Raw genomic sequence first — 25,869 nt, 5'->3', positions numbered from 1 at the left:
GGTGTGGTTCAGAATTGGAAGCCGGTCGGGAACGGATCGGCGGGGTCGAGGAGGTAGGAGCCGATTCCGGTGACCCAGGCCCGACCGGAGATGGTCGGGATGACGGCCGGCCTGCCCGCCACCGTCGTCTCGGCGATCAGCCGGCCGGTGAACCGGCTGCCGATGAAGGACTCGTTGACGAAGTCCTGGTCGAGCGGCAGCTCACCGCGGGCCCAGAGCTCGGCCATGCGCGCCGAAGTGCCGGTGCCACAGGGCGAGCGGTCGAACCACCCCGGGAAGATGGCCATCGCATGCCGGGACAGCACGGCGTCGGATCCCGGCGCGATGAACTCGACGTGGTGGCAGTGGTCGAGGCCCGCGATCTCGGGGTGCACGGGCGGCACCTGCTCGTTGATCGCCGCCATGATCCGCAGACCCGCGTCGAGGATGTCCTGCTGACGGTCGCGGTCGAAGGGCAGGCCCACGTCGTCGAGGTCGACCATCGCGTAGAAGTTGCCGCCGAACGCGAGGCTGTAGGGCACGGTGCCGAGGCCGGGCACCTCGATCGTGGCGTCGAGGCGGTCGACGTAGCTCGGGACGTTCTCGATGGTCACGCGGTCGGCGTGCCCGTCGCTGACGTCGACCCGCGCGATCACGAGTCCGGCGGGGGTGTCGAGCCGGATCGTCGTGACCGGCTCGACCACCTCCACCATGCCGGTCTCCACGAGGACCGTCGCGACCCCGATGGTGCCGTGCCCGCACATCGGCAGGCAGCCGGACACCTCGATGTACACGACGCCCCAGTCGCAGTCCGCACGCGTGGACGGCTGCAGGATCGCCCCGCTCATCGCCGCATGACCGCGGGGCTCGTTCATGAGGAAGAGCCGCAGGTCGTCGAGGTGCTCCATGAAGTGCAGGCGCTTCTCGTTCATGGTCGCGCCGGGGATCACGCCGACCCCGCCGGTGACGACGCGGGTCGGCATGCCCTCGGTGTGCGAGTCGACCGCACTGATCATGCGGGAGGACTTCATGGTGTGCCTCTCAGGACTGGTGGTCGTGGTCGGGGTGTCGCGTCGGCCGTCAGGCTCAGCGCGCGGCGAGGTAGTCGAGCGCGCGACGCGTCTGCGTCGTGACCTGCTCCCTCTGGAGCGCGTTCAGCGGACCGCGCGGCGGACGCGTCGGACCACCGTAGCTCTCGCCGGCGATGTCGATCGACAGCTTGATGGCCTGGACGAACTCCGTCTTCGAGTCCCATCCGAAGACGGGCACGAGCTCACGGTAGAGGGTGCGGGCCTCGTCGACGCGACCCGAGGTGACGAGCGTGTACAGCTCGACGGCCTCGCGCGGGAAGGCGTTCGGGTAACCGGCGAACCAGCCGACCGCGCCGGCGACGAGGGACTCGAAGAGGAGGTCGTCCGCCCCCGCGATGACGTCGAGGTCGGTCTTGTCCTGGATCTCAAGCACCCGACGGATGTCGGCCGAGAACTCCTTCACGGCGACGACGTGCTCGAGCTTGGCGAGTTCGACGAGCAGGTCGGGCGTGAGGTCGACCTTGGTGTCGATCGGGTTGTTGTAGGCCATGATCGGCAGGCCGACTTCGTCCACGCGGCTGTAGTGCTCGATGACCTCGTCGTCGTTCGCCCGGTAGATGGTGGGCGGCAGGAGCAGGACGCCGTCCGCGCCGTCCTCCTTCGCGTACTCGGCCCACTGCTGGGCTTGGTGCCAGCCGACGCCGTGCACCCCGGCGACGACGAGGCCGCGGTCGCCGACGGTGTCGACCGCGACCTGGATGACCTTGCGACGCTCGGCGTCCGTCAGCGACGAGTACTCGCCGAGCGAGCCGTTCGGGCCGACGCCGCGGCAACCGTTCTCGATGAGCCAGTTGCAGTGCTCGGCGAAGCGGTCGTAGTCGACGGCGAGGCCTGCGGGCGCCGAGGCGTCCTCCTTGAACGCGAGGGTGGTCGCGACGATGACGCCGCCGAGGTCGAACTGCTTGGCCATGGGTGGTTCCTTTCCGAGGGAGTGGTGCGGAGACCGGTCGGTCATCCTGGGTGTTCGGCCGTCGGGGTCGACGGCGGTTCGTGGGGAGGGTGTCCCGGTGCCTGCGCGGCGAGTTCGCCGATGCGCAGCGGGGAGGCGATGGGCCGGCGGTCGCTCGAGACGCCGTCGATGAGGCCGCTGCCGCCGGATTCGGAGGCGACGCGGTGGAGGAGCTCCTCGACGGTGCGTCCGCACATGCGGCCCTGGCAGATCCCGAGCCCGGCGCGCGTGCTGAGTTTGAGGGAGCGCAGGCCGGTCGCGCAGGTGGCGGTCGCCGTCGTGCGCAACGAGCCGTAGTCGACCTCCTCGCAGCGGCAGATGGTGGTGTCGTCGTCGAGCCAATCGCTCCAGCCGGCGCGGATGCCGTGGGCGCGTTCGAGCCGGTCGGCGAAGGCGAGGAACGTGTCGCGTCGGCTCACGGCGGCACGGATCCCGGAGGCACCGGGGAGGCCGCCGGCCGCAGCGTGTCCCGCGATCGCGCCCTCGGCGAGCGCGGCGTCGACGCCCCCGATCCCGGTGATCTCCCCCGCCGCGAAGACGGTCGGGACGCTCGTGCGCTGCTCGGCGTCGACCTGGACGAACCGGGCTTCGGTGAGCGCGCAGCCGACCGCGACGGGCAGTTCGAGCCGCGGGGTGAACCCGTGACTGACGCACACGGCGTCCGCTTCGACCGTGCGCTCGGTCCCGGGGATCGGCGACCAGTCGGCGTCGACGGCGGCGATGGTCACGCGCTCGACCCGGTCGGTGCCGTGCGCAGCGACCACCGCGTGGCCGACGCGGTACGGGATCCGGTGGCGGAGGTGGCCGCCGACGTAGCCGAGCAGCTCACCGGCCTTCCCGGTCACACCGAGCAGTTGCCAGGGCTTGGGGAGCCAGCCCCTGGCGAGTCCGCCGACGGTCGTGGCCTCGTAGACCCCGAGTACGCGCGATCCGGTCGCGGTCAAGGACGCGGCCACCGGCAACAGGAACGGTCCGGCGCCGGCCACGACCACCCGCTGACCGACGGTGACCCGCTCGCCCTTCGCGAGGGCCTGGGCGGCACCGGCCGAGAAGACGCCGGGGAGGTCCCAGCCGGGGAACGGCAGCGTGCGGTCGTGCGCGCCGGTCGCGAGGACGAGCGCGTCGGGCCGGAGGGTGAGCGGCGTGCGGTCGGCGCCGTCCGGCGGTCCGATGAGGACGTGCAGACGCAGGCCGGTCGCCCCGGAGGTGCCGTCGGAGCCGTGGTCGGCGGCGGCGCGGTCGACGTCGATCGCCCACACCTGCGCCTCGGTGATCACCGTGCAGCCGTCGTCGGCGTCGAGCGCCGCGCGCATGGCGACGAAGCGCTCGAACCCGTGGTGCAGCGAGGCCTCGGCTTCCGACGGCCGACTGGCCGGCAGGTGCCGCCAGTACTGACCGCCGAGCTCGTCCGAGGCGTCGAGCAGCGTGACTGCGGCGCCGAGGGCCCGGGCGGCGAGCGCGGCCTGGAGGCCGGCGGGACCTGCTCCGATGACGACGACCTCGCGCTGCCGGGCGCTCATGTCCGGTCCCCGAACGGGTCGTTCTCCGTCGTGGGTTCCGGGAGGGCGTCATGTTGCGTCTCGATGCGGTCGCCGTCCGCGGCGCGACGCTGGCAGGCGCGGACGTCCCGCTGGCCGTTCACCGTGACGATGCAGTCGAAGCAGACCCCGATGCCGCAGAAGACGCCGCGTGGCTTCCCGGACCCGCTGGTGCGGCGCCAGGCGAGGACGCCGGAGCCCAACAGGACGCCGGCGATCGTCTGTCCTCGGAGTCCGTCGACGGGCGTCCCGTCGAGGTCGATGCTCAGCGCGTCCTCCGTGCCGGGCACGATCCGGTCGTCCGTCGCGGGCAGTCGTCTCGAGACCATCAGGCAACCTCCGCCGGCCGGTCGACGCGCAGGTGCGGGGCGAGCCCCGGGCGGTCGAGTTGGAACGGGGCGTCGTCGAGGTCGGCCGATCCGCCGAGCAGGCGGGCGGCGATGAGCTCGGCCGTCGCGAGGGCCAGTCCGATGCCGGCGCCCTCGTGGCCCGTCGCATGCCAGAGGCCGTCGACGCGGTGGTCGGGGCCGATGACCGGGAGGTGGTCGGGCATGTACGGCCGGAAGCCGCCGTAGCTGCGCATGACCGAGGCGTCGCGGAGGAACGGGAAGAGGCGCAGCGACTTCGCCGCGACCTCGCGGAGCACGTCGACGTCGAGGCGCGCGTCGAAGCCGATCTGCTGCCGGCTCGACCCGATGAGGACGGTGCCCGCGGCGGTCGACTCGACGACGCTCGAGGTCTGGAGCGAGGCGTCGCTCGACTGCGTGGCCCCGAAGTAGTCGCCGTCGTAGACCTTGTGGTGCACGCGGTGCGGCATGCGGGTGGTGACGAGCACCATGCCACGACGGGGACGGACCGGGACGGGTGCGCCGAGCACCTCGCCGAGCTCGGCCGACCACGGTCCGGCGCAGACGAGGACCGCATCGCCCGAGACGTCGCCCACGGAGGTCCGGACACCCGTGAGGCGACCGGTCGCGCTCCGGACGCCGCCCGTCACGGTGACGCCGGTGCGCACGACCGCGCCCGCCCGCCGGGCCGAGGCGAGCAGGGCCTCCGTGGCGATGACGGGCTGGACCTGTGCGTCCTCTGGGTAGTGGACGGCCGCCGTGGACGAGCGGGTGATCGACGGCTCCGCCGCGAGCAGCTCGTCCTCGGTGAGGGGTCTGGCGTCGACCCCGGCGGAGCGCTGGGCGGCGGCGAAGTCGAGCAGGGGCTGCGCGCCGGCCTCGGTGGTGGCGACCACGATGCCGCCCTTGCGCTCGAACTCGATGCTCGGGAAGGTCGGTCCCAGTTCGGCGCTGAGTTCGGCGGTGACGACGGGCCAGAGGCGTGAGGCGTACCGGGCGAGGTCGAGTTCGGGGCCGGGCCCCTTGTCGGAGACGAGGATGTTCCCCTCCCCCGAGCCGCTCGTGCCGCCGGCGGCCGCAGAACGGTCGAGGACGACGACCTCGGCACCGCGACGGGCGAGGATGCGCGCGCAGGCCGCTCCGACGATGCCGGCGCCGACGATGACGATGCGGGTCACGGGCGGTCCTCTCGGTCGGTACGGGGAAGGGCTTTCAGTAATGTGTCACACATTCACTGATCAGGCAAGCGTGAACGATCGCGGATCCTGGTCGAGGTCCGCGCACGCACGCCACGGGCTACTCGGCGTCGGATTCGGGCTTGCCGGCCCACCAGCCGGTGGTGTGCCCGATGTGTCGATGCATGAGCTCGCGAGCGACCACCCCGTCACCCCGCTCGAGGGCGTCGAGGAGCTCGTGGTGCTCCACGGCCGAGCGGTCGAGCTGCTGCGAATCGAGCATGGCCGCCAGCCCCACGAGCCGGGTGCGTCCGCGGAGGTCGGCGACGAGCTCGACGAGCAGCGGGTTGCCGAGCTTCGCGGTGAGCGCGAGGTGGAACGCCTGGTCGGCTTCGAGGTACCGGGTCAGGTCGCCGTCGCGGGCACCGGCCACGATGTCGTCAGCCTGTTGCCGGAGCTCGGGCAGCGACTCGTGGTCGAAGACCTCCGCCAGGTCCGCCATCGCGGGCGGCTCGAGGAGCTGGCGGATCTGCGCCGTGTTGCGGAGCGAGGCCTCGCTGACGACCGTGACGCGGAAGCCCTTGTTCCGGACCGCCTCCACGAAGTCGCGTTTCTCGAGATCGAGCATCGCTTCGCGGACGGGGGTCGCCGAGACGTTGAACTGCACCGCCAGCGTCGGTACCGAGATCATCGTCCCCGGAGCGAGCTCGCCCGAGATGATCGCCGCGGACACCGCCCGCTCCACCTGCGCCCGCAGGCTCAGCCGTTCCTCGGCCGGTCGGATCGCCGACATGCTCATCGCGACTCCCATCCTTCGTCTCCCACCACGGTCCGCTCAGGTTACTGGGCGCGCATCCACGCTTCGATGCCCGACGCGTCGATGGGTAGCGCATCCGACAGCACCTCGGCGCCGTCGGCCGTCACGAGGAGGTCGTCCTCGAGCCGGACGCCGATACCGCGCAGTTCCGGCGGCACCGTCTCGTCGAAGGCGTGGAAGTACAGCCCCGGCTCGACCGTGAGCACCATGCCGGAGGCCATCGAGCCACCCTGGTAGGCCTCGTAGGAGGACTTGGCGCAGTCGTGGACGTCGAGGCCGAGATGGTGACCGATGCCGCACACGAGGTACCGCCGGTGCTGTTGCCCGACCGGGCTGAGCGCCTCGTCGACGGACACCGGCAGGAGGTCCCAGTCGTGGAGTCCCTGCGCGATGACCTCCATGGCCGCGTGGTGGAAGTCGGTGAAGTCACGGCCCGGTCGCACGGCGGCCATCCCGGCGCGGTGGGACGCCTCGACGAGGTCGTGGACGCGACGCTGCTCCGGGCTGAAGGTGCCCGAGACGGGGAAGGTGCGGGTGACGTCCGCCGTGTAGAACGCACGCGTCTCCACGCCCATGTCGAGCAGGATCGCGTCCTCGGGGCGGACCGGGCCGTCGCAGCGCACCCAGTGGAGCGTGGGTGCGTGCGCGCCGCTCCCGACGATGGTCGAGTAGCCGGGGCCGTTCCCAGTGGTGCGCGCGTGCCGGTCGAAGGTCCCCTGCAACCAGCGCTCACCGCCGCCGGCGACGGCCGTCGGCAGCTCCCGGATCACGGCGGAGAACCCACCGACGGTCGCGTCGACCGCTCGCCGCAGCTCCGCGATCTCCCAGTCGTCCTTGATCATGCGCAGTTCCGAGAGCACGCGGCCGAGTTCCGGCGCGACCGTCAGCGGCTCGAGCGCGCGGTGCCCCGAGGTCAGGGTCCCCGCGAGGAGCGGTCGTTCGACGCCTCGGAGCGCGTCGGGCAGCGCGGCGAGCACCTCGACCCGGAGGTCGAGCACCGCCGACCAGTCGGCCGGCCCCGGCGCAGAGCCGACCCAGAGCTCACCGTGGTTGGCGTCGGCGAAGAACCCGGTCTCGCCCGGGTGCGCCGGTGCCGGGATGTACAACGTCGCGTCGTGACCGGCACCGCTCGGACGCAGCACGAGGACCGCGTCCTCGGCGGAGCATCCGGTGAGCCAGAAGAAGTCGCTGTCGGGGCGGAAGTCGTAGTTCGAGTCGTTGGCCCGGACGGGCGCGCGACCGGCGGCGACGACGAGCGTCCGCCCGACGAAGGCCTCGCTCAGCCGACGACGGTGCTCGGCTGCGGCCGCAGCGATCCCGGGCTCGACCGGCGGCGTGCGGTCGGGAGTGCCCCAGCCCGTGCCGAGGAACTCGCGGAACGCCGGCACCTCGGCCAGGCGGGGCAGCTTCGGGTCGGGGTTCGCCGGGCGCGGCATGGACGTCGCTGGTGCCTCCGTGGTGGCCGGCGCGAGGCCCGCCGTCTGCTCGGGTGCCTGCTGCTGCGTGTCGGTCATGCCTGCTCCTCATCCGCGCGACGGCCGCCGCGCTCGTCCACCATCGAGAACAGGCGGCGCACCACGGCGGCGTCCTGGATCCCGTCGTGCTCGTACTCGTTCGTGACCCAGGCGGTCGCCCCGCCGACGGCGTCGACCGTCTCCAACTGCAGCTGCGCATCCACGTACATGTCGTCGAAGTACACGGCCGCGGCGAGCGGCACCGTGCTCGCCTGCAGGACCGCGGGGTCGTACAGCGGGTCCCAGTCCGTCTTGGCCGCCAGGCGCTCCACCGCACCCTGGAAGGGCCGGAGCGAGCGGATCTCCTCGAACATCCAGGGGTACACCATCTCGCCGGTGAACAGCAGCGGCCTGGCCGTCTCGGCGAACGCCGGCCGTGCATCGCGCTCGGCCTGCGCCGCCCACGCGGTCGCCCCCGCGCCGGCGGCTCCGTAGATGCTCTCCTGCAGGGCGATGAAGAGGGGGTTGTCGACGTAGGACGTCCTCCCCCAGACCTGCGCGAGGAAGGTGTCGCTCAGGCGGTCGCCACTGTCGAACGCCTCGTCGAGCAGCCAGTGGACGCGCTCGTAGCCGGGCTTCATCCCGAAGTCGATCCCGAGGTTCTGGAAGCGCCGCACGGTGAGTCGGTCGCCGTCCGGCAGGAGCACCTCCTCGGCGGCGAGTCGGTCGGCGATCCGCGCGACGGTGTCGACGTCCTGGGGGTACCGCTCGGCGAAGGCCCGGTTCTTGCGCTCGGTGCGCGGATAGGTGCGGCGGTAGACCTCGGCCGCCGACGGGTGGATGCCTGCCAGACCACCGGTGACGTAGCAGGCGGCCAGTCCCTCCGGGGCTCGCGAGAGGTAGGTCAGGGTGAGGAACCCGCCGTAGCTCTGACCGAGCGTCGACCAGCGACGGCCTCCGAAGACGGTGCGGCGCAGGTACTCGGCGTCGTCGACGATCGAGTCGGCCCGGAAGCGTTCCAGGTACTCGGCCTGTGCGGCGGCGTCACCGACGGCCGCGATGGACCGGCCGTCGATCCTGGTGCTCCGGCCGGTGCCGCGCTGGTCGAGCAGCACGAGGCGGAAGGTGCGGAGGGCCTCGGCGATCCAGCCGTCCCTGGACACCGGGCGTGGGCCCTTGCCGCCCGGTCCGCCCTGGAGGAACACGAGGACCGGGAGCTGCTCGTCGCGACGCAGCGGGTCGACGAGTTCGCGGGCGAACAGGCTGATCGTGCGGCCGTCGTCGGGCCGCCGCCAGTCGAGCGGGACGTCGACCGTGTGGTCGGTGACGTGGATCCCCGGCAGCAGGGAGGTGGTGGTGCGGTGGGTCATGCCTCTGTCCTTCCGGCGGCCGATCCGTGCGTCCGCTCCTGTTCGAGCATGGTGGCACGCGCGGCCTCCCAGCTCGGGTCGATCGTGGGCACGGCGGCGAGCAGGGTCTTCGTGTACTCGTCCTGCGGGTGGTCGAAGATCGCCTCGCGGTCACCCTGCTCGACCACCTTGCCCCGGTGCATGACGGCGACGTCGTGGGCGATCTGCCGCACGACGGCGAGGTCGTGCGCGATGAACAGGTAGCTCAGCCCGCGCTCGGCCTGCAGGTCGCGCAGCAGGTCGATGATGCGTGCCTGCACCGACACGTCGAGCGCCGACACCGCCTCGTCGCAGATCACGAGCTTCGGGGAGACGGCGAGCGCCCGGGCGATCCCGATGCGCTGAGCCTGGCCGCCGGAGAACTGCCGCGGGTAGCGCTGCAGGTGGTCGGGGTTCAGGCCGACGCGGTCGAGCAGGTCGCGCACGAGGGCGCGCTTGCCCTGCTTCGGGGTGATGCCCTGGTAGTCGAGCGGTGCCGACACGATGCGCTCGACGGTGTGCCTCGGGTTGAGGGAGGAGAACGGGTCTTGGAAGACCACCTGCACCTTCGTCCGGAACGCGGCGAGCGCCGGCCCACGCGCAGTGGTGACGTCCTCGCCGTCGAAGGTGATCGTGCCGGCGGTCGGTTCGATGAGCTTCGCGATCATCCGCGCGGTCGTCGACTTGCCGCTGCCCGACTCGCCGACGATGCCGAGGGTCTGGCCGGCGCGGACGGCGAACCCGACGTCGTCGACGGCGCGGAACCGGGTGGTGCTTGCGCGGAACGCGCCGTCGCCCCTCGTGGTGAAGTCCTTCGTCAGCCCGGTGGCCTGCAGGAGCACTGGTGCGTCGTTCATGCCTGTCCCTCTCCGGTCGTGGCGGGTGCCGTCGGCCGCTCGGTGAACGGGTCGTCGATCCGCGGGAGGGCGTCGAGGAGCGCCCGGGTGTACGCCGCCTGCGGCCGGGAGAAGATCTGCTCGGCCGTGCCCATCTCGACGGGGTCGCCGCCGCGCATGACGAGCACGTCGTCGGCGACTTGACTGACGACGGCGAGGTCGTGGGTGATGAAGATCATGCCGGCACCGGTCTCCCGTTGCAGTTCGGAGAGGAGGTCGAGGATCTGCGCCTGGACGGTGACGTCGAGCGCCGTCGTCGGTTCGTCCGCGATGAGCAGGTCGGGTTCCAGGCAGAGCGCCATGGCGATCATGATGCGCTGCCGCATGCCGCCCGAGAACTGGTGCGGGTAGTGGTCGACGCGCCGGGAGGCGTCGGCGATGCGGACCCGTTCGAGGGCTTCGATCGTGACGGCCCTGGCGGCCTTCCGGGAACCGCCGCGATGGGCGCGGTACGCCTCCTCGATCTGCAGCCCGACGGTGTAGTACGGGTTGAGCGAGGAGAGCGGGTCCTGGAAGACCATCGCGATCCGGTCGCCGCGTACGCGGCGCATCTCGCGGTCGCTGCGACCGACGAGCTCGTGTCCGCTCAGTCGGACGCTGCCGGTCGTGCGCCCGCCGTTCGGGAGCAGCCCCATGATCGCGAGCGAGGTCATCGACTTGCCGGAGCCGGACTCACCCACGATGCCGAGGGTCTGGCCGTGCTGGACCGCGAACGACGCCTTCCGCACCACGTCGATGTCGCCGGCGGTGGTCGGGAAGGTGACCGTGAGGTCGTCGACCTCGAGCAGCGCCGCCCCGGGGACGGGCAGGGAGATGGTCCTGGTGACGGTGGGGCTCATGCGCTCTTCACTCTCACTCTCGGGTCGAGGAACGTGTACACGACGTCGACCACGACGTTGCCGATGACCACGAAGAACGCGGCCAGGAGGGTGACGCCCATGATGACGGGCTGGTCGTTCTTCGCGATCGAGTCGGCGGCGAGCTTGCCGACGCCGTTCAGTCCGAACACCGTCTCCGTGATGAGGGCGCCACCGAGGAGGCCCGCGAAGTCCATGCCGAAGAGCGTGACGACGGGCGTGAGCGCCGGGCGCAACGCGTGGCGGCGCAGGATGAGCGGCGCGGGCAGGCCCTTCGCCCGGGCGGTCCGCATGAAGTTCTCACCGAGGGTGTCGATGACGTTCGCCCTGACGAGCCTCGCGTACATCGACGCGTAGCCGAGGGCGAGCACGATCCACGGCATGAGGTAGTTCTGGAACCACCGGACCGGGTCCTCGGCGAAGGGCACGGCCTGCGGGAACGGCAGGATCTGCAGTTGCACGACGAGGACGTACTGCAGGAGGAGCGCGAGGAAGTAGTTCGGCAGGCTGATGCCGGCGAGCGCGACCATCATCGCCCCACGGTCCCAGCCGGTCCCCTGCTTGACGGCGCTGAGCAGGCCACCGCTGACGCCGACGAGCAGCCAGAGGACCGCCGCACCGATCGCGACCGTCGCGGTCACGGGGAAGCGCGCGGTGATCATGTCCATGACGGACTCGTTGGTCTGGAAGCTGAAGCCGAGGCACGGCGCCGCGCAGGAGACCGCCGAGGCGCCCTCCCCGTAGCTCCGGCCCATGACGATCCCCCGGATGAACTCGAGGTACTGCTGCCAGAACGGCTGGTCGAGCCCGAGCTGCGCCCGGATCTGGTCGATGCGGTCGGGGGTGCAGGTCTTGCCGCAGATCTGCACCGCCGGGTCGGGCGACAGCAGGAAGAAGATGACGTAGGTGAACAGGCTGATGAGCAGCAGGATGCCGATCGCCGACGCGATCCGGCGCAGCAGGTAGAGGGTCATGAGGCGGCGTCTCCCGAGTCGAGGGCCTTGCGCAGGCGGTCTCCGAGCACGGTGAAGGACAGCACCGTGAGGAACAGGAAGGTGCCGGGGATCAGGAAGTACATCGGGTCGACCGCGTACCAACCGACCGCGGTCGCGATCATCTGACCCCAGCTCGGTGTGGGCGGGGTGACGCCGACGCCGAGGAAGGAGAGGCCCGCCTCCGTGCCGATGTACCCGGGAACGGCGAGGGTGGCCAGGACGATGATGGTGCCGCGGAGGTTCGGCAGGATCTCGCGGAAGACGATGCGGATGCCCCCGGCGCCCGACGCGCGCGCCGACTCGACGAACTCGCTCGTCCGCAGCGACATCGCCTGGCCGCGCACCACCCGGGCGGTGTACGGCCAACCGAAGAGGCTCAGCACCACGACGAGCAGGACCGGTCGGTTGCCGGCGGGCAGGGCCGACAGGAGCGCGATCATGAAGATGAGCGACGGGAACGCCATGAGGAAGTCCATGACGCGGGAGACGACCTGGTCGACCCACCCGCCGTAGAAGCCGGCGAGCATGCCGAGCACGACGCCGAGCACGGTCGTGACGATCGTCGCCGAGACGGCGATCGACAGCGACACCTGCGCACCGAAGGCGATCCGCGCGAAGATGTCGCGTCCGTTCCCGGGTTCGACCCCGAACCAGTGCTCGGAGGAGATCCCGCCGAGGTTGCCGATCGGCACGCCGCCGAGGTCGGAGTCCACCGCCGACTTGTCGAAGGTGTACGGACCCCAGCCGCTGATCGCGGTGATCAGCGGGGCGAGGATCGCGAGCAGCACGACGAGCACGATGAACGCGACGCTGAGCAGCACCGGTGGGCTGGAACGGAGGGTGGCGATCACCCGCCGCGCGGGGGTGGGCGCACCGACCGGCGCACCCACCTCCTCGGCGACGGTGGTCAGCTCACTGGGAACGGACGACGACATCTGCGGTTACCGGTCTTCCGACTACTTGCCGGCCGAGGACAGGCCGACGGACACGTAGTCGATGCCACCGGAGTACCCGGCGTGCGAGTACGCACCGGCGACGTTGGCTCCGACGACCATGACCGTCTTCTCGAACAGCAGCGGCACCGTCGGCACGAGCTTCTGGATCTGCTCGTCGAGCGCGCCCCAAGCGGCGTTGGCCTCGTCGGTGTCGGTCATCGCGCGGATCTCGGCGATGCGCTCGTTGACGGCGGGGTCGTTCAGCTGCGCGATGTTCGAGTTGCCCTTCGGGAAGATCTGCGAGCCGTCGAAGAGCGGCGGCAGGAAGGTCGACCCGGAGGCCCAGTCCGGGCACCAGCCGGTAATGGCGGCATCGTTCTGCTGCGACGTCGTGCCGATGACCTCGTAGTAGGTCGAGGTGTCGATGAGGTTGAAGTTCACCGTGATGCCGGCCTTCGCGAGCGCCTGCTGCACCGCCTCGGCCTGCGCCTGCATCTTGGGCTGGCTGCGGATGTCGAGCGTGAACGAGAAGCCGTCGGGGAGACCCGCCTCGGCGAGGAGTTCCTTGGCCTTCTCCGGGTCTCCTGCGTTGTCCTTGCTCGGGTAGAGGTCGAACTCGGTGTGGCCGGCGACGGTGGGCGGCAGCATGGTGGTCGCGATGTCCGCGAGCTGCGATCCGCCCGAGGCGTCCTTCACCGACTCGCGGTCGATGGCGTAGGCGATGGCCTGGCGGACCAGCGGGTTGTCCATGTTCGGCTTGGTCGTGTTCAGACCCATGTACGTGGTGCAGCCCTGGAGACCGGCGATGGTGCGTGCCTTGAGGGCCGGCGTCTGGATCCGGGAGATGGACGCCGCCTGGACCGACCCGGCGATCGCGTTCGCGTCGTCACCCTGGCCGGCGATCATGCGCTCGTCGATGGTCGAGGCGTCGAGGCCGAAGGTGAAGTCGAAGCCGTCCGGGTAGGCCTTGCGGACGTCGTCTGTCTTCGGGTCCCACGAGTCGTTGCGGACGAGCTTCAGCTGCGAGCCGCGCTCGTAGCTGTCGACCTTGTAGGGGCCGGAGGCGATCGGCATCTTGTCGAGGCTCGTCGTCGTCACCCGCTCGGTGTCGGCTGGGAAGGGCGTGAAGCTGTTCTGCCCGACGACGCTCGCGAAGTCGGCGAACGGCTCCTTGAGCGTGAAGACGATGGTCTGGTCGTCCGGCGTCTGGATGGACGGCAGGTCACCCGTGATGTACGGGCCCTCGTACGAGTCCGTGCCGGCGATCGTGAGGCGGGCGTAGGGCGATCCGACGGCGATGGCCGGGTCGAAGGAGCGCTCGACGCCGAACTTCACGTCCTTGCTCGTGATCGGCGTGCCGTCCTCGAACTTCAGGTCGTCCTTGAGCGTGAACGTCCACTGGAGGCCGTCGTCACTCACCGTGCCGAGGTCGGTCGCGAGATCGGGGACCATCTCGGTGCCCTTGGCGCCCTCGCCCGTGGACTGCGTCGTCAACGTGCGGTAGATGAGGCGGTAGAAGTTGTTCACGCCGCCGTCGAAGCCCTGGACCGGGTCGAGGTGCGAGAAGTCCGCGTTCAGGAGGACGTCGACGGTGCCGCCCTTCACCGGGGTGCTGGACGGTCCGTCACCTCCCGAGCCCGAACCCGCGGAGGTACACCCCGCGAGGAGGAGGACGGCCGCCGCCGCGAGGGCGGGGATGGAGAATCGTTGCTTCATGACGCTCTGCTTTCGTGTCGATCGGGCGGGTCGCCCGCGGGTGGAGAGGGTGGAGCGGGGTCGGGGGACGGGAGGAGGTCAGTGGGCGCGGAACCAGACGCGCATGGCGCCCGGTTCGCGGTTGCCCCAGAGGGCGTAGGGGATGAGGGTCGCGGTGGTCTGCGTCAGCGAGGCCGTCGTCGCGGTGTCGGCGAGTGGTGCCGTGGCGGACTCGGCGTCGGGCGCACCGGACAGGACCGGGTAGAGCACGGCCGGAGCGGGGGCGTCGACGGTCGCCGGGACGAGGAGCGCGACGGCGTCGATACCTTCCCGGTCCAGGATCCGACGGTGTTCGACGACCGCGCGATCCGCGTCGGCTCCGGAGAACCGCAGGAGGTCGAGGTCGGTCGTCGTGTCCTGCTGCTCGGCGCAGGAGACGATCGGTCCGCGGACGAAGGCGATCGAGCCGCGGAGGGCGTCGACGGAGGGGTGCGCGCCGTGCGCCCGGACGGGCATCGGGAGGTCGAGCTCCACGGTGTCGCCCGCACGCCACCAGCGCCGGACACGGATCCACCCGTCGACGGGTTCGAGCGGCGCGGTCGATCCGCCCATACGGATGGAGCCACCGACGACCCACGCGGGGATGCGGATCGCGAGCTCGACCTCGTCGTCGGCGGCGGTGTCCACCGTCACGGTGACCGCTCCGTCCCACGGGTACGCGGTGTCGACGGTGACGGAGAGCCGTTCGGTCGTGATCGACGCCGCGGTGAGGTGGGCCACTTCGACACCGGCGGGGGTCGACGTCGCGAGGTGATCCTGCAGCTCCGCGGTCCAGCGCACGATGTTCGGCGGGCAGCACGGGCAGCCGAACCAGCTCCGCCTGAGGAGTTCGCCGTCCGCCTCCGCCCCCGACCGCTGGAGGTGGTCAGGACGACGCTGCAGTGGGTTGTCGTAGAAGAAGGCCGTGCCGTCCGCGGAGAGCCCGGCGGCGTACCCGTTGTAGAGGACGGTCTCGACGGTGTCGAGGACGGCCGCCGACCCGGTCGCGAGGTACATACGCCAGCCCCACTGCATCACGGCGATCGCGGCGCACGTCTCGCTGTACGAGCGTTCGGACGGCAGCTCGTACCGGTCGCCGATCGCCTCGTCGGAGTGCCGACTGCCGAGGCCGCCCGTGAGGTAGAGCTTCGTCTCCACCATGTCGTCCCAGAGCCGCTGCAGCGACGCGAGCAGCTCCTGGTCGCCGCGTTCGAGGGCGACGTCGGTCGCTCCGGCGGCCAGGTACGCCATGCGGACGGCGTGTCCGGTCACGGAGTCGAGCTCGCGGAGGGGCGCCGAGTCCTGGAAGTACTCCGCCGGGAAGACCCGGAGCTCGACCGTGCCGTGGCCACGTCGGTCGACGAACGCGGTCGCGAGCTCGAGGTAGGACCGCACGCCGGTCTCGCGGAAGAGCTCCACCAGGGCCATCTCGACCTCGGGGTGCCCGCACACCTGCGGGTCGCCGTCCGGTCCGAACCGTCCGACGGTGAGGTCGGCGAAGGCCCGGGCGACGTTCAGCAGACGGTCGTCGCCGAGACGGCGCTTCGCGGCGATCGCCGCCTGGATGAGGTGTCCGAGGTTGTACAGCTCGTGGCCCCAGGCGAGGTCCTCCCAGAGTTCCTTCTCGATCTCCGGAGCCTGGAAGTAGGAGTTGAGGTATCCGTCCTCGCGCTGCGCGGCTTCGATGACGCCGACGGCCTCCTCGTAGAAGTCGCGGACAGCGCCGGGCGCCGCTCCGACGGCCTCGTCCTCGGCGAGCAGGTAGGCGAGGCCTTCGAGGGTCTTGAAGACGTCGGTGTCGAGGAACGGGTAGCGCCCGCGGAAGCGTGACGTGCCGTCGCCGGGGTCGGCGATCCGGGCGAGGTTGTCGAGGTTGCCGGCGAGGCGGAGCTGCTCGATCGAGTGCGGGACGGTGGCGCCCCGGTTCCGACGCTGCCACGCACCGAGTTCGCCGTCTCCCAGCGCGACCTGTCCGGCGCCCAGCGGGAGGCGGACTCCGGCGATCGGTGCGACGGCGGCGTACCGGCCTCCCGCGTGCACCGCGGTGCTCGCTGCTCGGGCGTCTTCGTCGAAGCTCATGGGCGACAGGCCTTTCTGTACCGTGTGACACAGTACACGGATCCGGGTTTGTGGTGGGTGACACATTACTCACCTGCTCCAGCGGACTGTCAAGCGCCGACGACCGATTCCAGGAGATGGAAACACAGCCGTAACGCGCCACTCCCAGCAGACTCCTCGCCTGATGCGCTACGCTGGAGGAACTTGCTTGCGATCGCGCCATCCGGTGCGGTACTCGCTTGCGTCGTAGAACGCTCCCTCTCTCCCCTGCACGGCACCCAGCGGTGCATGCCAGGGTCGATGACACTTCATACGGCGAACGGATGCGCGACCTGCGCCTTCGCCACCTCCCACCAGCGACGACGCCGACGGAAGCACGCCGTACCATCCACGTGAGTCATCACGTGCGTGGTCCCGGCAGTGCCCGCTACCGCACACGAGTGCGCCGGCAGCCGTCATCGAAGCTCGTGGCCGTGCCTGAAAGAGACACACACCCATGACCGAAGCAACCATCACCTTCGACGCCCTCGGCGTCCCGGCACCGCTCGTCGCCTCCCTCGCGAAGGACGGCAAGACGAGCGCGTTCCCCATCCAGATCGACACGCTCCCCGACACCCTCGGCGGACGCGACGTCCTCGGCCGCGGCAAGACCGGCTCCGGCAAGACCCTGGCCTTCAGCATCCCGATGGTCGCCCGTCTCGGCGGCGCCCTCGCCGGTGGCAAGCGCCGCCCGGGTCGCCCGCTCGGACTGGTCCTCGCACCGACGCGCGAGCTCGCCACCCAGATCGCCGCGGTCATGCAGCCGCTGGCCGACGCCTACTCACTGAAGACCACCACGATCTTCGGCGGCGTCTCGCAGAAGCGTCAGGAAGAGGCGCTCCGCGCCGGCGTCGACATCGTCATCGCCTGCCCCGGCCGCCTCGAGGACCTCATGAAGCAGGGCTTCGTGAACCTCGACGCCGTGGAGATCACCGTCCTCGACGAGGCCGACCACATGGCCGACCTCGGCTTCCTGCCGGTCGTCACGCGCATCCTCGACAAGACGCCTCGCGGCGGCCAGCGTCTGCTGTTCTCCGCGACGCTCGACAACGGCGTGGACAAGCTCGTCCGCAAGTTCCTGCAGAACGAGGTGCTCCACTCCGTCGACGAGGCGAACTCGCCCGTCGCCGCGATGACCCACCACGTCTTCACGACCCCCTCGGTCGAGTCGAAGAAGGACCTCATCCAGGCTCTCGCCTCCGGCAGCGGCCGTCGCATCCTCTTCATGCGCACGAAGCACCACGCCAAGAAGCTCGCGAAGCAGCTCACCGACTCCGGCATCCCCGCGGTCGACCTGCACGGCAACCTCTCGCAGGTGGCCCGCGACCGCAACCTCGCGGCCTTCAGCGCCGGGACCGCCAAGGTCCTCGTCGCCACCGACGTCGCCGCCCGTGGTGTGCACGTCGACGACGTCGAGCTCGTCATCCACGTCGACCCGCCGACCGAGCACAAGGCGTACCTGCACCGCTCGGGCCGCACGGCTCGTGCTGGCAGCGCCGGTGACGTCGTCACCCTCGCGATCCCCGGCCAGATGGAGGACCTCAAGAAGCTCCTCCGCAAGGCCGAGATCAACGTCACCCCGCAGGCGGTCACCGCGACCTCCCCGGCGGTCCTCGAGCTCATCGGCGACGTCGCCGCCTACGTGAAGCCCGCGCCGCGTGCGGCCGTGCAGCAGCAGGGTGGTGGCGGTGGTGGTCGCTCGCAGGGTGCCAACGCGCAGCGCAAGCGTGCTGCCCGCGACGGCAACGGCCTCGGCAACGGCCACCGCGACCGCGACGGCGCCCGTGCCGGCGCGAGCCGCGACAGCGCTCCTCGCGAGGGCGGCCAGGGCGGCGGCGGTCGTCGTGGCGGTCGTCCCGCCGGCGGCAACGGTGGTCAGGGCGGACAGCGCTCCGGCGCCGGTCGCTCGGGCGGCGCCCGTGCCGGCGCCGGTGCCGCCACCGGTGGCAGCCGCACGCACTACAGCACCGGCTACGCCGCGAACTCGGGCGCTCCCGCCGAGTCCTCGCGGCCCCGGACCAACCGTCGCGCGTCCAGCGGCAACGAGTAGCGAACCGCTCGAACGAAGCGCCGTCCACCGCAGGGTGGGCGGCGCTTCGCCGTTCGCGGACCCGCTCGATTTCGCGAGACGGGGGCGCTCGGGATACGGTTCCACCATGAACGTCAACGCAGTCGTCCGCCCCGTACGCGACGTCGATGCCGAGTCCCTGGGGCGCGTCCACGCCACGTCCTGGCACGAGACCTACGACCACCTCATCAGCGCTGCGACGCTCGCGAAGCTGTCGCCGCGTCGCATGGCCGAGCTCTGGACCCACTGGGCCGCACAGGGCCCCGAGTACACGCACTTCGCGGCCCTCGTCGATGGAGAGATCGTCGGGTTCTCAGGTTCGGGTCCGGCCCGCGAGGAGGACGCACCCCGCGAGCGCGAGCTGTACTTCATCTACCTGCTGGACGCGTGGCACGGCACCGGGATCGGTCAGCAGCTGTTCGACGCCGCGATCCCCGACGGTCAGCCCTCGTTCCTGTGGGTCGCCGCGGACAACCCGCGTGCGCACCGCTTCTACCAGCGCAACGGGTTCGTCCTCGACGGTGGAGCCAAGACCGAGCCGTTCCTCGGCGAGATGATCGACGAGGTCCGCTACACCCGCTGACGCATCGGTCCCTGAGCCGTTCCGCGGTCCCCGAGCCGCTCCCCCGGTCCCTGAGCCTGTCGAAGGGCTAGCGCAGGCGGCCGACGGAGGCGAGTGCCGCGCGGAGGAGCGTGCCTCGGCCGCCCTCCATCTCGGCGGCGATGGCGTCGGAGGATGCCGCCTCGGGAGTCATCCACGTGAGTTCGAGCGCGTCCTGGCGGGGTTCGCAGGTGCCGGTCACCGGGACGACGTACGCCAGCGCGACGGCATGCTGCCGGTCGTCGGAGTACGGCGACAGGCCCGGCAACGGGAAGTACTCGGCCACCTGGAACGGCACGGGCGACGCGGGGAGCAACGGGAACGCCATCGGACCGAGGTCCTTCTCCAGGTGCCGGAAGAGCGCGTCGCGGATCGTCTCGCCGTACATGACGCGACCGGAGACGAGCGTGCGCGTCATCTCGCCGAGCGCCGTGGCGCGGAGCAGGACGCCAACCTCGGTGACGACGCCGAAGCCGTCGACGCGGACCGGCACGGCCTCCACGTACAGCAGCGGGAGCCGGCGGCGGATCTCCTCGAGTTCGACGTCCGACAGCCAGCCCGGATTGGAATTGCCGGGGAGATCGGGTTCCGGGTTGGGATCAGGGGTGCGAACGCTCATAGCTCCTTCATACCGTATGGAGCCGAGCGGCGATCCAGGCGGGCGGCGGTTCGACCGGACACCGCGCCCGACGCGCGGCGGGATCATACGGGGCCATGCGACCGCGCGCGACGCCGGTCGCGGTGTCGGTGGGGTGCAGGATGATGGAACCCATGACCGAGGTGCTCGAGCGCTTCTCCCCCGCGACGCGCGACTGGTTCGAGGGGGCGTTCGTCGCGCCCACGCCGGCGCAGGCGGGTGCCTGGGACGCGATCTCCCGCGGCGCCAACGCCCTCGTCGTCGCGCCGACCGGTTCGGGCAAGACCCTGTCCGCGTTCCTCTGGTCGATCGACCGCCTGCTCTCCGAGGCCATCGCCGAGCACGCCGTGCGGCCGCGCACCGGCGTCCCGCTCACCGGGCTCGAGGCCGACGAGGCGGAGGCCGCCGCCGCCCAGCGCGAGCGCTCCCGCGGCACCCGTGTCCTCTACATCTCGCCGCTGAAGGCCCTCGGCGTCGACGTCGAGCGCAACCTCCGCACCCCGCTCGTCGGTATCGCCCAGGCGGCGCGCCGTCTCGGCACCGAGCCACCCACCATCAGTGTCGGCGTCCGCTCGGGCGACACCCCGTCCGCCGACCGCCGGGCGATGGCCAAAGAACCACCGGACATCCTCATCACCACCCCCGAGTCGCTCTTCCTCATGCTCACGAGTGCGGCACGCGAGACCCTCCGCACGGTCGACACCGTCATCATCGACGAGATCCACGCCGTCGCCTCGACGAAGCGCGGCGCGCACCTCGCGGTGTCGCTCGAACGGCTCGACGCCATGCTCGAGAAGCCGGTGCAGCGCATCGGGCTCTCCGCCACGGTGCGCCCCGCCGAGGAGGTCGCGCGGTTCCTCGGGGGCCGCGCACCGGTCGAGATCGTGGCCCCGCCGGCCGCGAAGACCTTCGACCTCCACGTGGTCGTCCCGGTCGACGACATGACCGACCCCGACGCCGGCATGCGGACGCCCGGCGAGGCCGACGACGACGGCAGCGGTGGCGGGTTCACCGGGTACACCCCGAACAGCGACGGCGGCGGTGAAGACCGCGTCGGCAGCATCTGGCCGCACGTCGAGGAGGCGATCGTCGACCGCGTGCTCGCGCACCGTTCCACCATCGTGTTCGCCAACTCGCGTCGTCTGGCGGAGCGGCTCACGGCCCGGCTCAACGAGATCAACGAGGCCCGACTCAGCGACGCCACCCTCACGACCCCTGGTGCCGGGCGTCCACCGGCGCAGCTCATGGCCCAGAGCGGCCAGACCCGCGGATCGACGAGCGTCGCGGCCGCAGCGGCCCGGCCGGCCACCGAGGAGAGCGACGACGACATCCCCCTCCTCGCGCGCGCCCACCACGGATCCGTCTCCAAGGAGCAGCGCGCGGGCATCGAGGAGGACCTCAAGTCCGGACGCCTGCGCTGCGTGGTCGCGACCTCGAGCCTCGAGCTCGGCATCGACATGGGCGAGGTCGACCTCGTCATCCAGGTGGAGTCCCCGCCGAGCGTCGCGAGCGGCCTGCAGCGGGTCGGCCGTGCCGGCCACCAGGTGGGCGAGGTCTCCCGAGGTGTCCTGTTCCCGAAGCACCGCGCCGACCTCATCAGCACCACGGTCGCGACCGAGCGGATGGAGGCCGGGCTCATCGAGGCGATCGAGGTCCCCTCGAACCCGCTCGACATCCTCGCGCAGCAGACGGTCGCGGCGGTCGCGCTCGACGAACTCGGTGTGGAGGACTGGTTCGAGACGGTCAAGCGCAGTGCCCCGTTCGCCTCCCTGCCCCGCTCGGCCTTCGAGGCGACGCTCGACCTCCTGGCCGGACGCTACCCCTCCGACGCCTTCGCCGAGCTGCGTCCGCGCATCGTCTGGGATCGCGACGCCGGGGTCCTGACCGGGCGGCCGGGAGCCCAGCGCCTCGCGGTCACGAGCGGCGGAACGATCCCCGACCGCGGGCTCTTCGGCGTGTTCATGGTCGGCGAGTCGGGGGCCGGCGCGCGCGTCGGCGAGCTCGACGAGGAGATGGTCTACGAGTCCCGCGTCGGCGACGTCTTCGCCCTCGGCGCCACGAGCTGGCGCATCCAGGAGATCACCCACGACCGCGTGCTCGTGACCCCGGCGTTCGGCCAGCCGGGGCGACTGCCGTTCTGGAAGGGCGACGGCATCGGTCGCCCGGCCGAGCTCGGTCGCGCCATCGGCGCATTCGTGCGCGAGCTCGACACCACCGGCACGGGCTCCACCCCACGTCTGGAAGCAGCCGGCCTCGACGAGCGGGCCATCAGCAACCTCGTCGCCTACGTCCGCGAGCAGCGCGAGGCGACGGGCGTCGTCCCCAACGACACGACCCTCGTCGTCGAACGCTCGCGCGACGAACTCGGCGACTGGCGGGTCATCCTCCACTCCCCCTACGGACTCCGTGTGCACGCCCCCTGGGCGCTCGCGGTCGGCGCCCGGGTACAGGAGCGACTGGGGGTCGACGGCTCGGCGGTGGCGAGCGACGACGGCATCATCGTCCGCCTGCCCGACACCGAGAGCGAGCCACCGGGAGCGGAACTCTTCGTCTTCGAACCGGAGGAGCTCGACGCCCTCGTCACGCAGGAGGTCGGCGGCTCGGCGCTGTTCGCCTCACGGTTCCGCGAGTGCGCCGCCCGCGCCCTGCTGCTCCCGAACTACTCGCCGCAGAAACGCTCGCCGCTCTGGCAGCAACGCCAGCGCTCGGCGCAGCTCCTCGAGGTCGCGAAGCAGTACCCGACGTTCCCGATCATCCTCGAGACGCTCCGCGAGTGTCTCCAGGACGTCTACGACCTCCCGGCCCTCGACCACCTCGCGCGTGAGCTGCAGTCGCGCGCGATCCGCATCGTCGAGACCACGACCGATCAGCCCTCGCCCTACGCCCGTTCGCTCCTGTTCGGCTACGTCGGCGCGTTCATGTACGAGGGCGACAGCCCGTTGGCCGAGCGCCGGGCCGCCGCGCTCGCGGTCGACAGCACCATGCTCGGCGAGCTCCTCGGTCGGGTGGAACTCCGCGAGCTCCTCGACCCCGGCGTCATCGAGCAGACCGCGCTCGAGCTGCAGCGTCTCGACCCCGAGCGTCGGCTCAAGGGGGTCGAGGGCGTCGCCGACGCGCTGCGGATGCTCGGCCCGCTCACCATCGACGAGATCGCGGCCCGGACGACCTTCGACGGCGTCACCGTCTCCGCCGACGGCGAGGCGAGTCGTGGCGACGACCCGCAAGCCTGGGCCCCCGATCCGGCTCGCTCGGCGGCCGCCGTCGCCGAACTCGAACGCTCGAAGCGCGTCATCCGCGTTCCGATCGCCGGTGAGGAGCGCTTCGCCGCGATCGAGGACGCCGGTCGACTCCGCGATGCGTTGGGCACCCCGCTGCCCATCGGCGTCCCGGTCGCGTTCACCGAGCCGGTCGCCGATCCGCTGGGCGACCTCCTCGCCCGCCACGCGCGAACACACGGGCCGTTCACGACCGGGCAGACGGCCAGGCGCTTCGGTCTCGGGACCGCGGTGGTCCAGCACACGCTCGCCCGGTTGGCCGACGCCGGCCGCGTGGTCAAGGGCGAGTTCCTCCCCGCCGGCCGGCAACAGGTGGGCGAGGACGACGACGCCGACCGCAGCCCAACCGACGCGACCGAGTGGTGCGACGCCGGCGTGCTGCGCAAGCTCCGCATCCGTTCGCTCGCCGCGCTGCGGCACGAGGTCGAGCCGGTCGAGCAGCAGGCGTTCGCCCGGTTCCTGCCGGTGTGGCAGCACCTCGGCGGGACGCTCCGCGGCGTCGACGGCGTCGCGACGGTCATCGACCAGCTCGCCGGCGCGCCCATCCCGGCGTCGGCCTGGGAGTCGCTCATCCTGCCCTCGCGCGTCGCCGACTACAGTCCCGCGATGCTCGACGAGCTCACCGCGACGGGCGAGGTCGTGTGGTCGGGCAGCGGTTCGATCCCCGGCAACGACGGCTGGGTCGCGCTCCACCTCGCCGACACGGCACCGCTCACGCTGCCCCTCGCCCCGACGCCGCACACCCCCGACGCCCTGCAGACCGAACTGCTCGCGACGCTCGGCGGGGGCGGCGCGTACTTCTTCCGGCAGCTCGCGGAGTCGGTCGGCTCGACGGACGACAAGCTCCTCGTCGACGCCCTCTGGGAGCTCGTGTGGGCCGGGCTCGTCACCAACGACACGTTCTCACCGCTCCGCACCCTGGTGGGTTCCGGCTCGGGGAACTCGGCGCACCGGGTGCAACGGCAGACCCCGCGCTCGAAGCTGTACCGCGGACGCAACCTGCAGCGCCCCTCGATGTCGACGCGGGCGAGTCAGACCCTCGGCGGCCGGTGGTCGATCCTGCCGCTGGCCGAGCAGGATGCCACCATCCGCGCCGTCGCCACAGGCGAGACCCTGCTCGAACGGTACGGCGTCGTGACGCGCGGCTCCGTCGTCGCGGAGGGCGTGACGGGCGGCTTCGCGCTCGCCTACCGCGTGCTGAAACAGTTCGAGGAGAACGGTCGCTGCCGTCGCGGGTACTTCGTGGAGCGCCTCGGCGGGGCGCAGTTCGCGTCCTCCGGCACCGTCGACCGCCTGCGCGGGTTCATCCGGACCGACGACGAACCACCGCTCGACGCCGTCACCCTCGCCGCGACCGACCCGGCGAACCCCTACGGCGCCGCCCTCGGATGGCCCGGCCAGGAGGTCACCGGGGTGAAGCACCGGCCGGGGCGGAAGGCGGGTGCGCTCGTCGTCCTCGTCGACGGAGCACCGGTCTACTACCTGGAACGCGGTGGCAAGACGGCCCTCGTCTTCTCGGAGGACGACGACCAGCTCCGAGCCGGGGCGCGTTCCCTGGCGACGACGGTGCGGGCCGGTCGGATCGAGAAACTCGGTATCGAGCAGGTCAACGGCGCCTTCGTGCTCGGCACCCCGACGGGCTACGCCCTGCGCGACGCCGGATTCGTCGAGACGCCACGTGGATTGCGGCTCCGGCGTGGGTGAACCGGCTCGCGGCCGTCCCGCCACGGGTTGCGCCGGGCACCGTGCCGGTGGCACCGTAGCCGGAACGGACGGAGCGGTTCATGCCAGAGGGTGACACGGTCTTCCAAGCCGCGCACCGGTTGCGGCAGGCGCTCGCCGGCGAGGTCGTCACCGGCTTCGACCTGCGGGTGCCCGCCTTCGCGACCGTCGACCTGCGGGGCGACGTCGTCCACGACGTCATCCCGCGCGGCAAGCACCTCCTGCATCACATCGGCGACCACACGCTCCACACGCACCTCAAGATGGAGGGGCTGTGGCACGTCTACCAGCCGGGCGAGCACTGGCGGCGGCCGGCGTGGAAGGCCCGCGCGATCGTGTCGACGCAGCACTGGGTGACGGTCGGGTTCGAACTCGGCCTCGTCGAGGTGTTCCCCTCCCACGAGGACGAGGAGCGCTTCGGCTGGCTCGGTCCCGACCTCCTCGGCCCGGACTGGGACGAGGAGCGGGCCATCCACAACCTCGAGGCCGACGGCCGAGAGATCCACGTCGCGCTGCTCGACCAGCGCAACCTCGCGGGGCTCGGCAACGAGTACGTCAACGAGCTGTGCTTCATCCGTGGCGTCCTCCCGACGAGACCCACCGTCGAGGTCGATCTACCGGGTGCCGTGCGCCTCGGCTACCGGCTCATCAACGCCAATCGCGACCGCCGCAACCGGGTCACGACGGGCGACACACGGCCCGGCCGGAAGACCTGGGTGTACTCACGCGACGGCCAACGCTGCCTCCGCTGCGGCACCCGGATCCAGCGGGGCAAACTCGGCGCCGACCCCACCGCGCTCCGCGACACCTACTGGTGTCCCCACTGCCAGACCTGACCCGACGGCATGGGTCCGGTCCCTCGCCCACCCACGGTCGCTGAGCCCCACCACCGGTCACTGAGCCCCACCACCGGTCACTGAGCCACCACCCCCGGCCACTGAGCCCCACCCCCGGTCACTGAGCCTGTCGAAGTGCAGCCCCACCCGACTCACCCCGCCCTTCGACAAGCTCAGGGTCCGAAACACGATCACGAACCGAAGGGTCCCCGGTCACCGAGCCACCCCCACCCGCCGCTGAGAGCCACCATCCCCGGTCACCGAGCCACCACCCCCGGTCACTGAGCCTGTCGAAGTGCAGCCCCACCCGACTCACCCCGCCCTTCGACAAGCTCAGGGACCGAAACACGCTCACGAACCAGAACGTCACCGATCCCCAAGCCCCACCACCCCCGGTCACCGAGCCACCACCCCCGGTCACTGAGCCTGTCGAAGTGCAGCCCCACCCGACTCACCCCGCCCTTCGACAAGCTCAGGG

19 protein-coding genes are annotated in these 25,869 nt (G+C 71.3%); 4 read left to right on the top strand and 15 right to left on the bottom strand.

The features are described 5' to 3' along the window. Positions 1-8: 8 nt before the first annotated feature. From B9Y95_RS00420 to B9Y95_RS00355, 14 genes are all read right to left on the bottom strand, one after another. A complete protein-coding gene (locus B9Y95_RS00420; RefSeq protein WP_085510215.1) occupies positions 9-1,010 on the bottom strand; it encodes a proline racemase family protein in 1,002 nt (333 codons plus the stop codon). A gap of 55 nt (positions 1,011-1,065) precedes the next feature. Then, positions 1,066-1,980 carry a dihydrodipicolinate synthase family protein gene (locus B9Y95_RS00415; protein WP_085510214.1) on the bottom strand — a complete coding sequence of 305 codons (915 nt, stop codon included), beginning with the start codon at positions 1,978-1,980 and terminating at the stop codon, positions 1,066-1,068. Positions 1,981-2,021: 41 nt separating this feature from the next. Beyond that, positions 2,022-3,539, bottom strand: coding sequence for an FAD-dependent oxidoreductase (locus tag B9Y95_RS00410; RefSeq protein WP_085510213.1), 1,518 nt, complete (start codon positions 3,537-3,539; stop codon positions 2,022-2,024). Then, positions 3,536-3,886, bottom strand: a complete 351-nt coding sequence (locus B9Y95_RS00405) for a (2Fe-2S)-binding protein (protein WP_085510212.1) — start codon at positions 3,884-3,886, stop codon at positions 3,536-3,538. The genes B9Y95_RS00410 and B9Y95_RS00405 overlap by 4 nt, the downstream gene beginning before the upstream one ends. Continuing rightward, a complete protein-coding gene (locus B9Y95_RS00400) occupies positions 3,886-5,082 on the bottom strand; it encodes an NAD(P)/FAD-dependent oxidoreductase (protein WP_085510211.1) in 1,197 nt (398 codons plus the stop codon). The genes B9Y95_RS00405 and B9Y95_RS00400 overlap by 1 nt, the downstream gene beginning before the upstream one ends. 118 nt (positions 5,083-5,200) lie before the next feature. After that, entirely contained in the window at positions 5,201-5,878 is a 678-nt protein-coding gene (locus tag B9Y95_RS00395; protein WP_085510210.1) for a GntR family transcriptional regulator, read from the bottom strand. Between the two features lie 41 nt (positions 5,879-5,919). Further along, on the bottom strand, positions 5,920-7,410 hold the full coding sequence (locus tag B9Y95_RS00390; protein WP_327083077.1) for an aminopeptidase P family protein: 1,491 nt from the start codon (positions 7,408-7,410) through the stop codon (positions 5,920-5,922). Continuing rightward, positions 7,407-8,720: an alpha/beta fold hydrolase gene (locus B9Y95_RS00385; RefSeq protein ID WP_085510209.1), complete on the bottom strand. Its 1,314-nt coding sequence runs from the start codon at positions 8,718-8,720 to the stop codon at positions 7,407-7,409. The genes B9Y95_RS00390 and B9Y95_RS00385 overlap by 4 nt, the downstream gene beginning before the upstream one ends. Then, entirely contained in the window at positions 8,717-9,595 is an 879-nt protein-coding gene (locus B9Y95_RS00380) for an ABC transporter ATP-binding protein (RefSeq protein WP_085510208.1), read from the bottom strand. Before B9Y95_RS00380 ends, B9Y95_RS00385 begins: the two co-directional genes overlap by 4 nt. Then, complete coding sequence (locus B9Y95_RS00375; RefSeq protein ID WP_085510207.1) at positions 9,592-10,473, bottom strand: ABC transporter ATP-binding protein; 882 nt, start codon at positions 10,471-10,473, stop codon at positions 9,592-9,594. Before B9Y95_RS00375 ends, B9Y95_RS00380 begins: the two co-directional genes overlap by 4 nt. Next, positions 10,470-11,465: an ABC transporter permease gene (locus B9Y95_RS00370; protein WP_079705218.1), complete on the bottom strand. Its 996-nt coding sequence runs from the start codon at positions 11,463-11,465 to the stop codon at positions 10,470-10,472. The genes B9Y95_RS00375 and B9Y95_RS00370 overlap by 4 nt, the downstream gene beginning before the upstream one ends. Beyond that, positions 11,462-12,421, bottom strand: a complete 960-nt coding sequence (locus B9Y95_RS00365) for an ABC transporter permease (RefSeq protein WP_085510206.1) — start codon at positions 12,419-12,421, stop codon at positions 11,462-11,464. Before B9Y95_RS00365 ends, B9Y95_RS00370 begins: the two co-directional genes overlap by 4 nt. 21 nt (positions 12,422-12,442) lie before the next feature. After that, the gene (locus B9Y95_RS00360) at positions 12,443-14,137 is read right to left on the bottom strand and encodes an ABC transporter substrate-binding protein (RefSeq protein ID WP_079705216.1); all 1,695 of its coding nucleotides are present in this window, start codon (positions 14,135-14,137) and stop codon (positions 12,443-12,445) included. A gap of 78 nt (positions 14,138-14,215) precedes the next feature. Then, positions 14,216-16,234 carry a glycoside hydrolase family 127 protein gene (locus B9Y95_RS00355; RefSeq protein ID WP_085510205.1) on the bottom strand — a complete coding sequence of 673 codons (2,019 nt, stop codon included), beginning with the start codon at positions 16,232-16,234 and terminating at the stop codon, positions 14,216-14,218. A 475-nt stretch (positions 16,235-16,709) separates the two neighbouring features. On the opposite strand from B9Y95_RS00355, the gene B9Y95_RS00350 reads away from it, so the two are divergent. Both B9Y95_RS00350 and B9Y95_RS00345 read left to right on the top strand, forming a co-directional pair. Beyond that, positions 16,710-18,302, top strand: a complete 1,593-nt coding sequence (locus B9Y95_RS00350) for a DEAD/DEAH box helicase (protein WP_085510204.1) — start codon at positions 16,710-16,712, stop codon at positions 18,300-18,302. Between the two features lie 106 nt (positions 18,303-18,408). Continuing rightward, on the top strand, positions 18,409-18,903 hold the full coding sequence (locus tag B9Y95_RS00345; RefSeq protein ID WP_085511004.1) for a GNAT family N-acetyltransferase: 495 nt from the start codon (positions 18,409-18,411) through the stop codon (positions 18,901-18,903). A gap of 67 nt (positions 18,904-18,970) precedes the next feature. On the opposite strand, the gene B9Y95_RS00340 is transcribed toward B9Y95_RS00345, so the two are convergent. Then, positions 18,971-19,540 (bottom strand): NUDIX hydrolase family protein, encoded by a 570-nt coding sequence (locus tag B9Y95_RS00340; protein ID WP_064294286.1) that lies wholly within the window; start codon positions 19,538-19,540, stop codon positions 18,971-18,973. Positions 19,541-19,692: 152 nt separating this feature from the next. Between B9Y95_RS00340 and B9Y95_RS00335 the strand changes: the two genes are divergently transcribed. Both B9Y95_RS00335 and B9Y95_RS00330 read left to right on the top strand, forming a co-directional pair. Beyond that, positions 19,693-24,537: an ATP-dependent helicase gene (locus tag B9Y95_RS00335; protein ID WP_085510203.1), complete on the top strand. Its 4,845-nt coding sequence runs from the start codon at positions 19,693-19,695 to the stop codon at positions 24,535-24,537. Between the two features lie 80 nt (positions 24,538-24,617). After that, entirely contained in the window at positions 24,618-25,391 is a 774-nt protein-coding gene (locus B9Y95_RS00330) for a DNA-formamidopyrimidine glycosylase family protein (RefSeq protein ID WP_085510202.1), read from the top strand. The last annotated feature ends 478 nt before the right edge of the window (positions 25,392-25,869 follow it).

Source organism: Plantibacter flavus (assembly GCF_900177615.1).
Lineage (GTDB): Bacteria > Actinomycetota > Actinomycetes > Actinomycetales > Microbacteriaceae > Plantibacter > Plantibacter flavus.
This window is presented reverse-complemented; position numbering and strand designations above follow the sequence as displayed.

Excerpts from the sequence above, each read along its gene's own strand:
- B9Y95_RS00330 (WP_085510202.1), top strand. The coding sequence starts at position 24,618 with ATGCCAGAGGGTGACACGGTCTTCCAAGCCGCGCACCGGTTGCGGCAG.
- B9Y95_RS00365 (WP_085510206.1), bottom strand. The coding sequence starts at position 12,421 with ATGTCGTCGTCCGTTCCCAGTGAGCTGACCACCGTCGCCGAGGAGGTG.
- B9Y95_RS00420 (WP_085510215.1), bottom strand. The coding sequence starts at position 1,010 with ATGAAGTCCTCCCGCATGATCAGTGCGGTCGACTCGCACACCGAGGGC.
- B9Y95_RS00405 (WP_085510212.1), bottom strand. The coding sequence starts at position 3,886 with ATGGTCTCGAGACGACTGCCCGCGACGGACGACCGGATCGTGCCCGGC.
- B9Y95_RS00340 (WP_064294286.1), bottom strand. The coding sequence starts at position 19,540 with ATGAGCGTTCGCACCCCTGATCCCAACCCGGAACCCGATCTCCCCGGC.
- B9Y95_RS00335 (WP_085510203.1), top strand. The coding sequence starts at position 19,693 with ATGACCGAGGTGCTCGAGCGCTTCTCCCCCGCGACGCGCGACTGGTTC.
- B9Y95_RS00350 (WP_085510204.1), top strand. The coding sequence starts at position 16,710 with ATGACCGAAGCAACCATCACCTTCGACGCCCTCGGCGTCCCGGCACCG.
- B9Y95_RS00355 (WP_085510205.1), bottom strand. The coding sequence starts at position 16,234 with ATGAGCTTCGACGAAGACGCCCGAGCAGCGAGCACCGCGGTGCACGCG.
- B9Y95_RS00385 (WP_085510209.1), bottom strand. The coding sequence starts at position 8,720 with ATGACCCACCGCACCACCACCTCCCTGCTGCCGGGGATCCACGTCACC.
- B9Y95_RS00395 (WP_085510210.1), bottom strand. The coding sequence starts at position 5,878 with ATGAGCATGTCGGCGATCCGACCGGCCGAGGAACGGCTGAGCCTGCGG.
- B9Y95_RS00375 (WP_085510207.1), bottom strand. The coding sequence starts at position 10,473 with ATGAGCCCCACCGTCACCAGGACCATCTCCCTGCCCGTCCCCGGGGCG.
- B9Y95_RS00415 (WP_085510214.1), bottom strand. The coding sequence starts at position 1,980 with ATGGCCAAGCAGTTCGACCTCGGCGGCGTCATCGTCGCGACCACCCTC.
- B9Y95_RS00370 (WP_079705218.1), bottom strand. The coding sequence starts at position 11,465 with ATGACCCTCTACCTGCTGCGCCGGATCGCGTCGGCGATCGGCATCCTG.
- B9Y95_RS00390 (WP_327083077.1), bottom strand. The coding sequence starts at position 7,410 with ATGACCGACACGCAGCAGCAGGCACCCGAGCAGACGGCGGGCCTCGCG.
- B9Y95_RS00345 (WP_085511004.1), top strand. The coding sequence starts at position 18,409 with ATGAACGTCAACGCAGTCGTCCGCCCCGTACGCGACGTCGATGCCGAG.
- B9Y95_RS00380 (WP_085510208.1), bottom strand. The coding sequence starts at position 9,595 with ATGAACGACGCACCAGTGCTCCTGCAGGCCACCGGGCTGACGAAGGAC.
- B9Y95_RS00410 (WP_085510213.1), bottom strand. The coding sequence starts at position 3,539 with ATGAGCGCCCGGCAGCGCGAGGTCGTCGTCATCGGAGCAGGTCCCGCC.
- B9Y95_RS00360 (WP_079705216.1), bottom strand. The coding sequence starts at position 14,137 with ATGAAGCAACGATTCTCCATCCCCGCCCTCGCGGCGGCGGCCGTCCTC.